The sequence below is a fragment of the Vibrio sp. SCP2 genome (assembly GCF_059295395.1).
On the sequence record NZ_JCAFVV010000011.1, the window covers coordinates 65,681 to 79,970 of the forward strand.

General features: G+C 46.3%; 13 protein-coding genes. 4 read left to right on the forward strand and 9 right to left on the reverse strand.

Features of this window, described 5'->3' with window-relative positions; translation table 11 throughout:
- Positions 1 to 43: 43 nt before the first annotated feature.
- From gorA to AC5O63_RS20205, 3 genes are all read right to left on the reverse strand, one after another.
- On the reverse strand, positions 44 to 1,399 hold the full coding sequence (gorA, locus tag AC5O63_RS20195) for a glutathione-disulfide reductase (RefSeq protein WP_494506069.1): 1,356 nt from the start codon (positions 1,397 to 1,399) through the stop codon (positions 44 to 46).
- A gap of 220 nt (positions 1,400 to 1,619) precedes the next feature.
- Complete coding sequence (locus tag AC5O63_RS20200; RefSeq protein ID WP_494506070.1) at positions 1,620 to 2,318, reverse strand: glutathione S-transferase family protein; 699 nt, start codon at positions 2,316 to 2,318, stop codon at positions 1,620 to 1,622.
- Between the two features lie 155 nt (positions 2,319 to 2,473).
- Entirely contained in the window at positions 2,474 to 3,313 is an 840-nt protein-coding gene (locus tag AC5O63_RS20205) for a 23S rRNA (adenine(2030)-N(6))-methyltransferase RlmJ (protein ID WP_494506071.1), read from the reverse strand.
- 217 nt (positions 3,314 to 3,530) lie between these two features.
- On the opposite strand from AC5O63_RS20205, the gene prlC reads away from it, so the two are divergent.
- Together prlC and AC5O63_RS20215 are read left to right on the forward strand one after the other, a co-directional pair.
- Positions 3,531 to 5,573 (forward strand): oligopeptidase A, encoded by a 2,043-nt coding sequence (gene prlC, locus AC5O63_RS20210; protein ID WP_494506072.1) that lies wholly within the window; start codon positions 3,531 to 3,533, stop codon positions 5,571 to 5,573.
- A gap of 95 nt (positions 5,574 to 5,668) precedes the next feature.
- Positions 5,669 to 5,881 (forward strand): hypothetical protein, encoded by a 213-nt coding sequence (locus AC5O63_RS20215; RefSeq protein ID WP_494506073.1) that lies wholly within the window; start codon positions 5,669 to 5,671, stop codon positions 5,879 to 5,881.
- On the opposite strand, the gene AC5O63_RS20220 is transcribed toward AC5O63_RS20215, so the two are convergent.
- The 4 genes from AC5O63_RS20220 to AC5O63_RS20235 all read right to left on the reverse strand — a co-directional run bounded on the left by AC5O63_RS20220 (position 5,878) and on the right by AC5O63_RS20235 (position 8,304).
- On the reverse strand, positions 5,878 to 6,330 hold the full coding sequence (locus AC5O63_RS20220) for a DoxX family protein (RefSeq protein WP_494506074.1): 453 nt from the start codon (positions 6,328 to 6,330) through the stop codon (positions 5,878 to 5,880). The genes AC5O63_RS20215 and AC5O63_RS20220 overlap by 4 nt on opposite strands.
- 4 nt (positions 6,331 to 6,334) lie before the next feature.
- Positions 6,335 to 7,117 (reverse strand): HvfC/BufC N-terminal domain-containing protein, encoded by a 783-nt coding sequence (locus AC5O63_RS20225; protein ID WP_494506075.1) that lies wholly within the window; start codon positions 7,115 to 7,117, stop codon positions 6,335 to 6,337.
- A complete protein-coding gene (gene bufB / locus AC5O63_RS20230; protein WP_494506076.1) occupies positions 7,114 to 7,971 on the reverse strand; it encodes an MNIO family bufferin maturase in 858 nt (285 codons plus the stop codon). The genes AC5O63_RS20225 and bufB overlap by 4 nt, the downstream gene beginning before the upstream one ends.
- Before the next feature lie 72 nt (positions 7,972 to 8,043).
- The gene (locus tag AC5O63_RS20235) at positions 8,044 to 8,304 is read right to left on the reverse strand and encodes a BufA1 family periplasmic bufferin-type metallophore (RefSeq protein WP_004745517.1); all 261 of its coding nucleotides are present in this window, start codon (positions 8,302 to 8,304) and stop codon (positions 8,044 to 8,046) included.
- A 326-nt stretch (positions 8,305 to 8,630) separates the two neighbouring features.
- On the opposite strand from AC5O63_RS20235, the gene uvrD reads away from it, so the two are divergent.
- Both uvrD and AC5O63_RS20245 read left to right on the forward strand, forming a co-directional pair.
- Positions 8,631 to 10,802, forward strand: coding sequence for a DNA helicase II (uvrD, locus tag AC5O63_RS20240; RefSeq protein ID WP_494506077.1), 2,172 nt, complete (start codon positions 8,631 to 8,633; stop codon positions 10,800 to 10,802).
- A 451-nt stretch (positions 10,803 to 11,253) separates the two neighbouring features.
- Positions 11,254 to 11,385 (forward strand): hypothetical protein, encoded by a 132-nt coding sequence (locus AC5O63_RS20245; protein ID WP_272236456.1) that lies wholly within the window; start codon positions 11,254 to 11,256, stop codon positions 11,383 to 11,385.
- 372 nt (positions 11,386 to 11,757) lie between these two features.
- Here AC5O63_RS20245 and ggt read toward each other — a convergent pair whose 3' ends face one another.
- The gene (gene ggt, locus AC5O63_RS20250) at positions 11,758 to 13,506 is read right to left on the reverse strand and encodes a gamma-glutamyltransferase (RefSeq protein WP_494506078.1); all 1,749 of its coding nucleotides are present in this window, start codon (positions 13,504 to 13,506) and stop codon (positions 11,758 to 11,760) included.
- Positions 13,507 to 13,613: 107 nt separating this feature from the next.
- Positions 13,614 to 14,285, reverse strand: coding sequence for a LysE family translocator (locus tag AC5O63_RS20255; RefSeq protein ID WP_494506079.1), 672 nt, complete (start codon positions 14,283 to 14,285; stop codon positions 13,614 to 13,616).
- Between the last annotated feature and the right edge of the window lie 5 nt (positions 14,286 to 14,290).

A 14,290-nucleotide genomic window follows, 5' to 3' on the forward strand; every position in this document is an offset into this window, starting at 1 on the left:
GACACAAGGTCTGCTTTTTATGTTTAACGTCGCACATCAGCGATTAACGCATAGTCACGAACTCTTCTGAGCCCGTAGGGTGGATGGCAACCACAGAATCGAAGTCTGCTTTAGTTGCGCCCATCTTCATCGCGACACCGAAGCCTTGAATCATCTCATCGACGGTGAAGCCGATGCCATGTAGGCCAACAACGGTTTCTTCTTCACCCGCGCAGACCAATTTCATCTTACATGGCTGACGGTGCTTAGTAACGGCAGTGTACATCGCGGTAAAGCCAGAGGTGTAAACTTTCACGTTGTCTTTGCCGTACTTCTCTTCCGCTTCTGGTGTCGTTAGACCAATGGTACCGATTGGTGGGTGGCTAAATACCACGGTAGGGACTAGGTTGTAGTCCATCTTCGCATTTGGCTTGTTGTTAAACAGGCGCTCAGATAACTGACGACCTGCTTTAACCGCAACAGGTGTGAGTTCGATACCACCTTCCATGATGTCGCCAACACAGTAGATACCTGGAACGTTAGTCGCTTGGAATTCATCGACCTTGATGTAACCGCGGTCGTTGGTTTCTACACCTGTTGAAGCTAGGTTGATTGCATCGGTTGCTGGGTGACGACCAATAGCCCAGATGAGTTGGTCAACGTTTTGCGTGTTGCCGTTCTCTAGGTGAAGAGTCAGGCTACCGTCTGCTTCTTTCACCACTTCTTTTGGAATAGAGTGAGTATGCAGTTTAGGTCCTTCAGCTTCCATTACTTCAACCAACGTTTCGATGATCATTGGATCAAAGCTACGTAGTGGCGACTCTTTACGTACGTAAAGGTGCGTTTCAGTGCCAAGTGCATTCAGTACACCTGCAATTTCTACTGCGATGTAGCCAGCACCGATAACCGCGACGCGCTTTGGCTGCTCTTGTAAGTCGAAAAAGCCATTTGAGTCGATGCCGTATTCTGCACCTGGAATGTTAGGAATAGTCGGGCGTCCACCTACTGCAATTAGGATGTGGTCAGCGGTGTAATGTTCGCCATTCACTTCGACCGTTTTCTCGTCAACAAACTTAGCAAAGCCTTTGATGACATTAACCTTGTTGTTGCCCAGTACACGATCGTAAGACTGGTGAATACGACCAATGTAAGCCTGACGACTCTCTACGAGTTTGCTCCAATCAAAGCCTTTAACGTCGATGTCAAAGCCGTAATCTTCAGCGTATAGGTTCATTGCATCTGCAACTTGAGCGCCATGCCACATAACCTTCTTCGGCACACAGCCGACGTTTACACAGGTGCCACCTAGGTCTTGAGCTTCGATAAGTGCAACTTTAGCGCCGTACATAGCTGCGCGGTTTGCTGATGCGATACCGCCAGAGCCACCGCCGATACAGATGTAATCAAAATGAGTCGCCATTACTTTCTCCAAGATTATTAATTTTTCTGATAACAATTACATTGGGGTGAAAGTGAACGAACTCAATATCACCAAAATGATTTGTTATTTATCCCACCGTCTATCATAAATCGAGTCTAGCCATTTCCTAAATGGGAAAAAGTGACATTTCTTATGACAAATAACGATGAATAGGTAGTATAGCGGAATAAGGTGCTATTCCGCTGTATGTATGAAAGGCTTAATCGCAGCAGCTAGCAGGGCCACAGCAGCCTTGGGTTTGAATATCTTTTCCTTCACCTAGGTAAGTATTGGTGAGGTAAAAGCTGTGGAATTTATCCTCAAAGTCACCGGAAACGGTCTTTTCTACCAGACCAGTGTCTAATAGGTTACGCTGCCAAGCCTGCATTTTAGGTAAACCGCATAAGAAATCGTACCCAGAATGCTCTTTTACGATGGCTGCTCGATGCAATAGTGGCAACCACGCCATATCGACATTGCTTAACTGGTTGGACTTAAAGAACTTATTGCCCTCACTGAGCTGTTTTTCTGCTTTTCTAAACGCTGTTAGTAGTTTTCCTTCGCGTTGCTCAAAAGTCTCTTGGTCTTTACTGCTCATCGTGCCGCATTGCGCTAGATAATGTTTAGAACCTAGGTAACTCCAAGCTCGATCCAATGCTCGTTGTTCGTTAGTCACCCCTTGCTCTAGTGGGCCATACTCATCTTCAATGTATTCAATGATGGCGTCTGATTCGAACAGAGCAGTTCCTGACTCTGTGACCATGACGGGTACCTGCCCATTAGGCGAGATATCTAAGAACCATTGTGGCTTGTTTTTTAGCTCAATATATTCAATTTCATAAGGGATTTGCTTGGCTTCTAATGCTGCAGTGACACGTTGAACAAATGGACAAATTATAAAGCTAACGATCTTAAGCATGGTGTTTTCCTAAAGTAGTGGAGTATTTACACTTACTAAGACGATAGAGAAAAACAAAAGACGACATTTAATTTTAAAAATATTGAAATATTTTCTTCGTTCAATAAAAAAGGCGTAACCTCAATAGGTTACGCCCTTAAATAATTTGGTCCGATTTACTCTGGCACTATCCATTCGACTTTAAAGTGCCCAGTTGCAGGAGCAATTGCCTCTTTCAAGAAAGGTAGAATCTCGTTCATTTGGCTTTCTAGTTTCCACGGAGGGTTGATAACTATCATGCCTGATGCAGTCATACCACGCTCGTTGGTATCAGGGGTTATGCCTAGTTCTATTTGCAGTATCTTGCGAATGCCAAGACCTTCTAGGCCTTCAATCATATCTTCGATATCGCAGCGATTGACCACTGGGTACCAAATCGCGTAAATACCGGTCGCCCAACGTTTATGGCTTTGGTAAATCGCCTGTACCACGTCGCGATACTCTTTTGCTAGCTCGTAGGGCGGGTCAATCAAGACTAAGCCACGACGCTCTTTTGGCGGTAAACTCGCTTTCAGACGCTTAAAACCATCTTCTTTATAGATGCTTACTTGGCGGTCACGATGAAATTCTTGTTCAAGTAACGGGTGATCGGCTGGGTGCAACTCAGTCAGTACCATGCGATCTTGCTGGCGCAGGTGAGCACGAGCGACGCGTGGTGAGCCAGGGTAGTAACGCAGTGAGTCACCATTGTTAAGCGTTTTAATCGCCTCTAGATAGCTCTGAATATCTTCTGGAATATCATTCTGTTGCCAAACTCGGGCGATACCTTGTTTGTATTCACTGGTTTTCTCTGACCACTCGTGGGTTAAGTCATAACGACCAACACCTGAGTGAGTATCGTGATAAACAAACGGCTTTTCTTTCTGCTTCAGTGAGTTAAGAATAAGACTCTGAACGATATGTTTAATCACGTCTGCGTGGTTGCCGGCGTGAAAACTGTGGCGATAACTTAACAAAATGACACTCTCGAAATGGTCTTTAAACCATATTGAAGTTAGTACGAACGATTCGCCGATTATATACTCAGTGGCTTTGGGATGCTCGCATTTAGCAACAACTTAGCGAATCCCTTCTATTGAAAAATGACGACGCCACCTATATTTAATCTATAAGACGTTGAATATACTTAATAGACGAACCCGTCAGTTCGCTTGCCAATAAAAGGAATGATTTATGTCTAATCCACTTCTTAGCTTTACCGATTTGCCTCCATTTTCTCAGATCAAACCGGAACACGTTAAGCCAGCTGTTGAACAAGCGATTGCAGATTGCCGCGCTAAAATCGACAGCGTACTAGAGGGTAACAGTCAACCGACTTGGAGCAGTGTGGTAGCGCCAATAGAAGAAGTGGATGACCGCTTAAGCCGTATTTGGTCACCAGTGAGCCATATGAACTCGGTGGTGAACAGCGATGAGCTACGCGAAGCCTACGAAAGTTGTCTGCCTCTGTTATCTGAGTATGGTACTTGGGTTGGGCAACACAAGGGCCTATTTGAAGCCTACAAGGCAATCAAAGCGAGTGAAGAATTTGCCGCTTTGACTCAGGCACAAAAGAAAACCATCACTGATTCACTGCGTGACTTTGAGTTGTCAGGTATTGGTCTGCCTGCCGATGAGCAACATCGCTATGGTGAAATCAGCAAGCGTATGTCGGAGCTCGGCTCTAAGTTCTCTAACAATGTGCTCGATGCCACTATGGGTTGGACTAAGCATGTTGAAGATGAAGCGCAACTAGCAGGTATGCCAGAGTCTGCGTTGGCGGCAGCAAAAGCGGCAGCCGAAGCAAAAGAGCTTGATGGATACCTGCTGACTTTAGATATCCCTTCTTACCTGCCAGTAATGACCTACTGTGACAATCAAGAACTGCGCAAAGAGCTATATGAAGCGTATGTCACTCGCGCCTCGGATCGAGGTCCCAAAGCGGGCGAGTGGGACAACAGTGAGATCATCAATGAGCAACTGAAACTGCGTCATGAAATCGCACGTATGTTGGGTTTCAATACCTACAGTGAAAAATCGCTTGCGACTAAGATGGCGGAAAACCCTTCTCAGGTTCTTAGCTTCTTAAATGATTTAGCGAGCAAGGCTAAGCCTCAAGGTGAGCGTGAAGTAGAAGAGCTGCGTCAGTTTGCTAAGAGCGAGTTTGGCGTTGAAGCACTTAACCTTTGGGATATTGCTTACTACAGCGAGAAGCAAAAACAGCATCTGTTCCAGATTTCTGACGAAGAGTTGCGCCCTTACTTCCCTGAAGCAAAAGCGGTCAGTGGTCTATTTGAAGTGCTAAATCGTGTCTTCGGTATGACGGTCACTGAACGTGAAGGGGTTGATACTTGGCATGAATCGGTACGCTTCTTTGATATCTTTGATGCAGATAGCAACCTTCGCGGTAGCTTCTATCTTGATTTGTATGCTCGTGAACACAAGCGCGGTGGTGCTTGGATGGATGAGTGCCGCGTGCGCCGTAACAATGAAAGTGGCGAGCTGCAAACACCGGTGGCGTACCTAACCTGTAACTTCAACCGTCCTGTCGGAGATAAGCCAGCACTGTTTACCCATGATGAAGTTGTGACTCTGTTCCACGAGTTTGGTCATGGTATTCACCATATGCTGACTCAAGTAGAGACGGGTGCTGTATCTGGTATCAATGGTGTGCCTTGGGATGCGGTAGAGCTGCCAAGTCAGTTCCTTGAGAACTGGTGCTGGGAAGAGGATGCGCTGGCGTTTATCTCTGGTCACTTTGAAACAGGCGAACCACTGCCGAAAGAAATGTTAGAGAAGATGCTAGCAGCGAAAAACTTCCAGTCTGCGATGTTCATTCTTCGTCAGCTAGAGTTTGGTCTGTTTGATTTTACTCTGCACACTGAGTTTGACCCAGAAGTTGGTCCACGTGTCTTAGATACACTGGCAGAAGTGAAATCAAAAGTCGCGGTGTTGCCAAGCTTAGAGTGGAACCGTTTCTCGCACAGCTTTAGTCACATCTTTGCTGGTGGTTACAGTGCGGGTTACTACAGCTACCTATGGGCAGAAGTGCTCTCTTCTGATGCGTTCTCACGTTTTGAGGAGGAAGGCATTTTCAATACCGAAACTGGTCAAAGCTTCTTGAACAACATTCTTGAAATGGGCGGCAGTGAAGAGCCGATGGAGCTGTTTAAACGCTTCCGTGGTCGTGAGCCGCAGATTGATGCGTTACTGCGTCATTCAGGTATTGCTGCCTAACTTGAAAGTAAGAATTTAATCAATTCGAAACCGCCCCTCTGATACAGAGCGGCGGTTTTTGTTATTATGCCTCCCATTAATTGCATGGAGGTTTTATGTTAGTTAACAAAATTTTGTTAGGTGCTGGTTTAGCAGTGGTTATGTCAGGATGTGCTGAGCTAAAAGAGGCGGGAACGGCGATTGGTCACGCAACTCGTGACACCACTACAGCGATAGGTCATGCAACCCGTGATACAACCAAGGCAATTGGTCATGCATCACGAGATGCGGTTAACTCTGTCAAAGAAGACTTATCTTCAGAAGATTAGCCAAGCTTACTACGTAGTACTTTATCGGCTGAGATAACACCAGGCCCCCAAACCACGACATTCAAGATCATTAAGCCCCACAGCTGGTGATCATAAAAGCCTTTGTCCCACAGAACGGGATAAGATACGACGGCGATAATGTTAAACACAAACAGGATCGCTGCCATTGGGCGTGAGAGTAGTCCTAAAGCAAGAAAAACAGGCAATATCAGTTCAGCGGCTGTACCCAGATAGGCAGCCATTTCCCAAGGTAAAATCGGAACCTGATACTCGTACTCAAATAGGAATAGGGTACTGTCCCATGAGGCTATCTTGGTTAGCCCAGAATTAAAGAATACCCAAGCAACCCAAAGTCGACAAAACAGTAGCAGTAGCGGGACAAAGCCAGCTTGAAATTTGGCGACCCAGTTATCATAGCTATCGAGCATATTCTTAATGGCGCTAGACATATTCTTATCCTTCTAATGTGGCGAGCGAGAAACCTGCCAGTAGGTCATGTTGAGTGAGGAAGTCCAAATGGGCCAGTAGTGCTGGTGGGACTTCAGTGAGCATGCAGCCAGACAACAAATAATTGAGCAGTTCATAAGGCTCAGCGGCGAGAGCCAAAGTCCACACTTCGCTTTCTGCTGAGTAGGCAATAATCCCTTGTTCTGCTTGCTCTAAACTTAAACCATCAAAGTTGTTACTGTTGATGGCTTGCTGAAGTGAGAACAGCGCGTAAGATGACTGAAACGCAATCACACCGGGTTTCAGGTGCAATTGAATTTGCGGTTGCTGATCTTCTGCAACATGAGCAAGGTGAGCTAATGGCCGTAAATCGTCAGCAAGACTGATCTGATTGCCCAGCTGCTGAGCAAGGTCGATATGCCATTCGAAACGAGCCACTTCTAAGCTATAAGGCGCCGCTTCAATCACCGCCGGAAAGCGTTCGATAGTCTGTTCGAAATGCTCCCCATAGTGGCTGACATCTCCGGCTTGCAACGGGTAGTTAAGTACGTGTTGGCGGGCAACTTGCTCAAAGCACTCTTCCCCCCACAGGGCGTGCAGCATCGGGTAGGTTGCTTGCAGGACTTCACTCAGGCTGATGATGAAGTTATTGCGATAAATCTGCATTCTCTCATCGGCACTGAAAACATCGCTGCAAATATTGCAATCTTCACCAGAGGCTTGGTAGTGCAGCGCTTTGGCAAAGGTGCTTTGTAATTCGCTTAGGGAAGGTGAAGCATTTGATGTCATGACACTTTCCTCTTCGCGGCTTGCCACTGATTGAGTTGCTCGCTCGCTTTGGCTGCTTCCGCGAGCAAGACTTCTGGCTGTGGAATATCGAGATCCCATTCAATCAAGGTATGTCTTTCGCCATAGTGTTCTAACCAGAATTGATACAGCTGCCACACTTCATCACTGACAGGGCGGCTATGGGTATCGATCCACACTTCTCCCTTATCGAGCTGCTTGACAGTAAAGCCTGCCAAGTGAATTTCATCCACAGCCTCGGCTGGAATTGAAGCTAAATAATGGTGGCTATCAAAGCCATGGTTGAATGCGGATACATGAATATTGTTTAGGTCCAACAGCAGCCGACAATCAGTGCGCTTTTGGACTTCAGTTAAAAAGTCCCATTCACTAATCGTCGAGTGATTGAACTTCACATAGCTGGATGGGTTTTCAATCAGCATTGGCCGTTGCAGCGTATCTTGAACCTCAAGTACGTTGCGACAAAAGATCGCTAAGGCTTCTTCGGTGTAAGGCAATGGCAGCAAGTCATTGAAGTAATGGCCACCATTTTCGCTCCAGCTTAAATGATCAGAAACCAGAAAAGGGTTTATTTCACTGATGAGATCTTGCAGCTGCTTGAGGTGACGACGGTTAACGCGTTCAACACTGCCTAATGATAGCCCGATACCGTGACAGCTAATTTGATAGTCGTTAGCAAGCTTACGTAGAGTTTGACGTGGTGCCGAATAGGGTTGGAAATAGTTTTCACTATGGATTTCTAGCCATGACAATGATAGTTTCTCTTGGCTGAAATAATCTAGGTGTGGTGAACGTAATCCCACCCCGACTTTATTATGAAAATGATCTGCATTCACTGGGCATTCCTTGAAAGTAGAAGCGGCAGAAGTAAGGCGGCCGATTGAGCCTCAGGCCGCCTAAAATTTTTATTATGAAGATTGAGTGCTGCCGCCAGTTAGCTTGCCACATAGACCTTTTGGTACGACTACGAAAGCATCCGTTTGGTTGTCTTCTTTTGATGTACCTGCACATGAGCTGGTTTTAGTTGCACAGTCATTTTTACCTGCTTTTGCCACGCCGTAGCATTTTTCTTTCTCTGCTGCGACCGCTGGAGCAGCCGTTAACATTGTGCCACCAAGAGCAATTAAACCAGTAACAGCGGCAGTAACAGCAAGATTAGACTTTTTCATAGTAATTTCCTCAGACTTTATTCCTTTACTTTATGTGGGCAAGCGAATCATGAAGTAATTCATCAACTTGCTTAATTAAAAGGATAGAAAACTCGCCTAAAAACTTTCAAATAAATTATAGAAAATGACCTTATTATTAGTTTTGGTTATTTAATTTATTGATTTAACAGACTTTTAATAGTTGGTTTTTTTTCTATTTTTTTGTGTTGGAAGCCTAAAAAGTACCAATATCGGCAAATTCAGTTGCTTATCCCTGCACCTAGCATCTTGAGGTCACTCGGGTATAATGCCATTTCATGTATAGATAACCAGTAACTGAGCACACAATGGATCCTTCCTTACTTCTCGATGGTCTGAATGACAAGCAGCGTGAAGCCGTTGCTGCACCACTAGAAAACTTACTCGTATTGGCTGGCGCAGGCAGTGGTAAAACACGTGTGCTAGTGCATCGTATTGCGTGGTTGATGTCTGTTGAGCAAGCTTCGCCGTTCTCTATTATGTCGGTGACCTTCACTAACAAAGCGGCGGCGGAAATGCGCGGGCGTATTGAAGAGCTAATGATGGGCAGTGCTTCGGGTATGTGGAACGGCACATTCCATGGTATCTGTCATCGTATCCTTCGTGCTCACTATCTGGATGCTAAATTACCTGAAGATTTTCAGATCATTGATACAGACGATCAGCAGCGCTTGTTACGTCGCTTGATAAAAGCGCAAAACCTTGATGAAAAACAGTGGCCAGCGCGTCAGGTTAGTTGGTGGATCAATGGCAAAAAAGATGAAGGTCTACGCCCGAATCATATTGATGCTTATCACGACCCCATCACTAAAACTTACTTGCAGCTTTATACGGCTTATCAAGAAGCGTGTGACCGTGCAGGCCTGGTCGATTTTGCTGAAATCCTGCTTCGTGCCCATGAGTTATTGCGTGATAACAAGTTTGTTCGAGAGCACTATCAAGCTCGCTTCAAGCATATCTTGGTCGACGAATTCCAAGACACCAACAACATTCAGTACGCTTGGTTACGCATGATGGCGGGACCTGACTCTCATGTCATGATTGTCGGTGATGACGATCAGTCCATTTATGGTTGGCGCGGCGCAAAAATCGAGAACATTGAGAAATTCACCCGAGAGTTTCCAAGCGTTAACACCATTCGTCTTGAGCAAAACTATCGCTCAACAAAAACCATCCTAGAGGCATCCAATACCCTGATTGCCAATAATACTGAGCGAATGGGTAAAGAGCTGTGGACGGACGGCGCGGAAGGTGAGCCAATTTCTGTTTACTCAGCCTATAACGAGCTGGATGAAGCTCGCTTTGCCGTGAATAAGATAAAGGAATGGCAAGACAAAGGCGGAGCGCTGAATGATGCCGCTATGCTGTATCGAAATAACGCCCAGTCCCGTGTACTGGAAGAAGCGTTGATTCAGGCAGGCTTACCTTATCGTATTTACGGTGGTATGCGATTCTTCGAACGCCAAGAAATCAAAGATGCACTTAGCTATCTGCGCTTAATGGCTAATCGTAACGATGATGCGGCTTTTGAGCGAGTGGTGAATACGCCAACTCGTGGTTTAGGGGATAAAACCTTAGAGACGATTCGTTTTGCTGCGCGCGATCGCGGTTGCACCATGTGGGAAGCCAGCGTTGCGCTCCTTGATGAAAAAGTCTTAGCTGGTCGTGCTGCTGGAGCCCTAAGCCGTTTCGTTGAATTGGTTAACGCCTTAGAAGATGACACTTGTGAGCTTTCATTGCATGAGCAAACCGACCACGTCATCAAGTACTCAGGTTTGTTTGCTATGTACGAGCAAGAAAAAGGCGAGAAGTCTAAAGCTCGTATTGAGAACTTGGAAGAACTTGTAACGGCGACCCGCCAGTTTGAAAAGCCAGAAGAAGCAGAAGAAATGACCTTACTGACGGCTTTCTTAACTCATGCTGCGCTCGAAGCGGGTGAAGGTCAGGCTGACGAGTTTGAAGATGCCGTTCAGCTTATGACACTGCACAGTGCAAAAGGTCTAGAGTTCCCGCTTGTGTTTATGGTCGGTGTGGAAGAAGGCATGTTCCCAAGCCAGATGTCTGCAGAAGAAGCAGGGCGTTTGGAAGAGGAGCGCCGCCTTTGCTACGTCGGCATGACGCGAGCAATGGAAAAGCTCTATATCACCTATGCAGAGATGCGCCGTTTATACGGTCAGGATAAGTACCATAAGCCATCCCGTTTTATTCGTGAATTGCCAGAGACCTGTCTTGATGAAGTGCGTATGAAAGCGCAGGTGAGCCGTCCGGCAAGCTCAGGTCGCTTTAGCCAGACTGTGGTTAAAGAGAGTTTCAATGAAACTGGCTTTAGTTTGGGCTCGCGAGTTATGCACCCTAAGTTTGGTGAGGGTACCATTATCAACTTTGAAGGCAGTGGTCCACAAAGTCGTGTACAAGTCGCTTTTAACGGTGAGGGTATTAAGTGGTTGGTGACCGCTTACGCCAAGCTAGAAACGTTATAAACGCTAAGTTTATTTTCTCAAAATAGTTGGACTTGTAGACAAGGCGACAATTGAACGAGTCCCCTGAGCATAGGGAACCTATGTGATGGGGCGAGTGAAAGCAGACAACGCAGTCTAAAGTTCAAATATGAAGAGAAAAAGATAAAGAAAAACCCCGAGGGCGCAAGCCCATCGGGGTTATAGTCTTACTCGCAGCAATCCGGCTACTATAGGTGCTCCATGCATCTAATCCTTGATAGTATGCTGACGTCCTTCAGCTTAGTCCATTCATCGCCATCCTAGCGGTGTCCTTGACCCTATCCTGGTCTGCTAACAATCCTCGTTAGCTCACTTCGCTTGTTCCTTGAGCGGTGTCCTTTTCATCGTCCTGATGATAAGTCCTTTCCTCGTCCAGAGGTGTCCATTTCCCATCCTTAGTAGCAACCATCCTAGTTACTATTGCGTCCGTTCAATGTCCAATTCGCTTTCCATGCCGATTACTCATCCTAAGCAACCGTATCTTCTTCCTGAAGATTACCTAATCCGTGGTAATTTCCTGTTCCGTGTCAGCATCCTTCCGACACCATTCATATTACTCGTCTAACGAATTTCAGCAATATAAGGCAAACGTTTTTCTACATAAAAATTCGTTTACGCTTTATACGTATCCTTATAAAACAGTGATTTAGATATTGTTGTTTACATTTTTCTCAGCCAAAAAGCTATTTTTACTCACTTGCTTGTGAGAGATCTCGCACAAGCAAGTGAGTCGATCTACGCTTATTAATCTCAGCTCGGGATAAGAAAGTCGACGCTATATATGCGAGTCACTTACTTTTTGGGTGAGTCAGTGCGGTTATTTCAGATGCATAACAAGGCAAAATCACAAGTCCATAGCTTGTCTATGGCGGTGATTTTAACGCGGTTAGGCGCTGAAAGAGCGGTACTGACTGGCTTAGATTATCCCGAGCTGAGGTTACTTACCGATTGCTGTACCTTCTCGTCGTGGATCAGCGGCGCCTTGCAATTGGTTATCTTGCAGTAAAATCGCGTGTAATCCTGAGTTCAGATCGCGAACATTGACCTTAAAGCCCATTTCCTCTAGTTGAGGTTTGAATTTTTCCGCGCTAGTACCTTGCTCTACGTCTAAAGTGCCGAAACGGTTCAACAGATGAGGTTGGTTGGTTGCTTGCTGAATATCCATTCCCCATTGAGTGTGGGCAATAATGGCTTGTGCGACATAACCAATAATACGACTGCCACCCGGTGAGCCAATAGCCATATATGGTTTGTCATCTTGCATGATGATGGTTGGTGCCATTGATGAACGTGGACGTTTTCCTGGTTCTAAACGGTTCGCAATCGGCTTACCTTCTTTATGAGAGCGGAAAGAGAAATCGGTCAGCTCATTGTTGAGTAGGAAGCCATTGGTCATCAAGCGTGAGCCAAATGCATTCTCAATCGTTGTGGTGATGGAAACCACGTTGCCTTGTTTATCGACCACATTGAAGTGGCTGGTTGAAGGTAGCTCGATGGATTCATCCATGCTTTGACGCTGTGCATAGCTCCAAGGTGGGCTACCTGCACTCACTGACTCTAGTGCTTTACCCGGTTGAATGAGTTGTGCGCGCTGCTTTAGATACTCTTTATCGAGTAGACCTTGGGTTGGCATTGGCACAAAGTCTTCATCTGCCATGTACATACCGCGATCGGCAAAGGCTAAGCGAGATGCGTCTGCAATCACTTGCCATGATTTTGCATTATCTGGTCCCCAAGACTTGAGGTCGAAACTCTCGGTAATAGATAAGATCTGGCCAACAGTCAGAGCACCTGAACTTGGCGGCCCCATTCCACAGACATCAAAGCTTTGGTAAGCCGAGCACACCGCGTCTCTTTGCTTAATTGAGTACGCATCAAAGTCTTTCTGGGCGAGTACCCCTGGGTTACCGGCGGCACTCTGCACCGTTTCGATAATATCTTCAGCGATTTCACCTTGATAAAAAGCTTGCGCGCCACCTTTAGCAATCGCAGTGAGTGTTGCCGCATACTCTGGGTTTTTAAGTAAGGTACCCGCCGTTTTAGGTGAGCCATCTGGATTGAAGAAGTAAGCTTTCGTGGTGGCAAAGCGGCTTAGACGCTCGGCATCTTTCTCTATTAGTGTCGCTAGGCGTGGACTGATCTCAAAGCCTTGTTTGGCAACGTTGACAACTGGCTGGATAAGATCTGCCCAAGCAAGTTTGCCGTATTTTTGGTGTGTATCCCACATCAACTTGACGGTACCCGGCGTACCTACTGATCGTCCGCCTACCACTGCGTCGTAAAACTTCAGTGGTTCGCCATTGACGTCTTGGAATAGACGAGGTGTCGCATCGAGTGGAGCTGTTTCTCGGCCGTCATACGTGGTGAGTTGCTGATTTTTGGCGTCCCAATAGACAAGGAACGCGCCACCACCAATACCTGAAGATTGTGGTTCAACCAAACCTAGCATTAGCTGGGTGGTGACCATAGCATCAATCGCGTTACCCCCTTTGGCAAGAATATCTGCGCCCGCTTGGGTAGCGATTGGGTTCGCTGCAGTCACCATCCACTCTTTGGCGGTGACCAATTGTTTGTTCTCTAGGCCACTACTGTGCTCGGGCGCTACAGAATCGGCTGCTTGGTTGGCCCAAGTTGTTGCTGACGTTGCAAGCAAACATGTGGTTAGAAATTTGAGTTTCCACTGCATCTTGTTCTCCTTTTTTTATGCAGATCAAGAGTGACAGTGGAAGAGGTTTAGGTCTAAGGGTTTGTTATCAAATTGTAATCTTGAATCAAATTTTAGACACCAATGGATTAAAACAGAGCAGTGATCGCCGTGGTAGATTGCCAAAGAATGCCAAGTCCAAGCACGGTAAACAGAATGCCGCATAACCCATCAACGTAGTGGGCTGTCGCTTTTATCTTGCGTTGCATACGTTGCGTGGAGAGAGCCCAGGCGAGAAAGGAAAACCACAGTAATGAGATACTCCATAAGATCATCAGTGCCATCCCCTTTCCGGTTAGTGACATGCTGGCTGGTACAAGGCTCGACATAAGGCTGACAAAAAACACCAGTGCTTTGGGGTTAAGGATGTTGGTTGCAAAGCCGCGCGAAAAAGCTTGGCGTTTGTTGCCGAGGAGCAGGCTTGGCTGCTCTGCAGAAGCGCTTTCTTTTACTTTCGCGTTACGCAAACTCGCCCAGCTCGCTTTAAGCGCGCCAAAGCCTAAGTAGAAAAGGTAGCTACCGCCAGCGAGCTGAAGCAAAGCAAACAGAGTTGGCTGTTGGTGAACCAGATAGCTGATGCCAGTTAGGCTAAGAATGGAGTGTAGTAAGATGCCACACGAAAGACCCAAAGCAATATACAACCCAGTTTGACGACCATAGCGTGTCGCATTCTGTACCACTAAGGCAAAATCAGGGCCTGGGCTCATAAGAGCAACAAAGTGAACCACGGCTAAAGTGGTGAGGATAGTTATTTCGTTCATCGGAC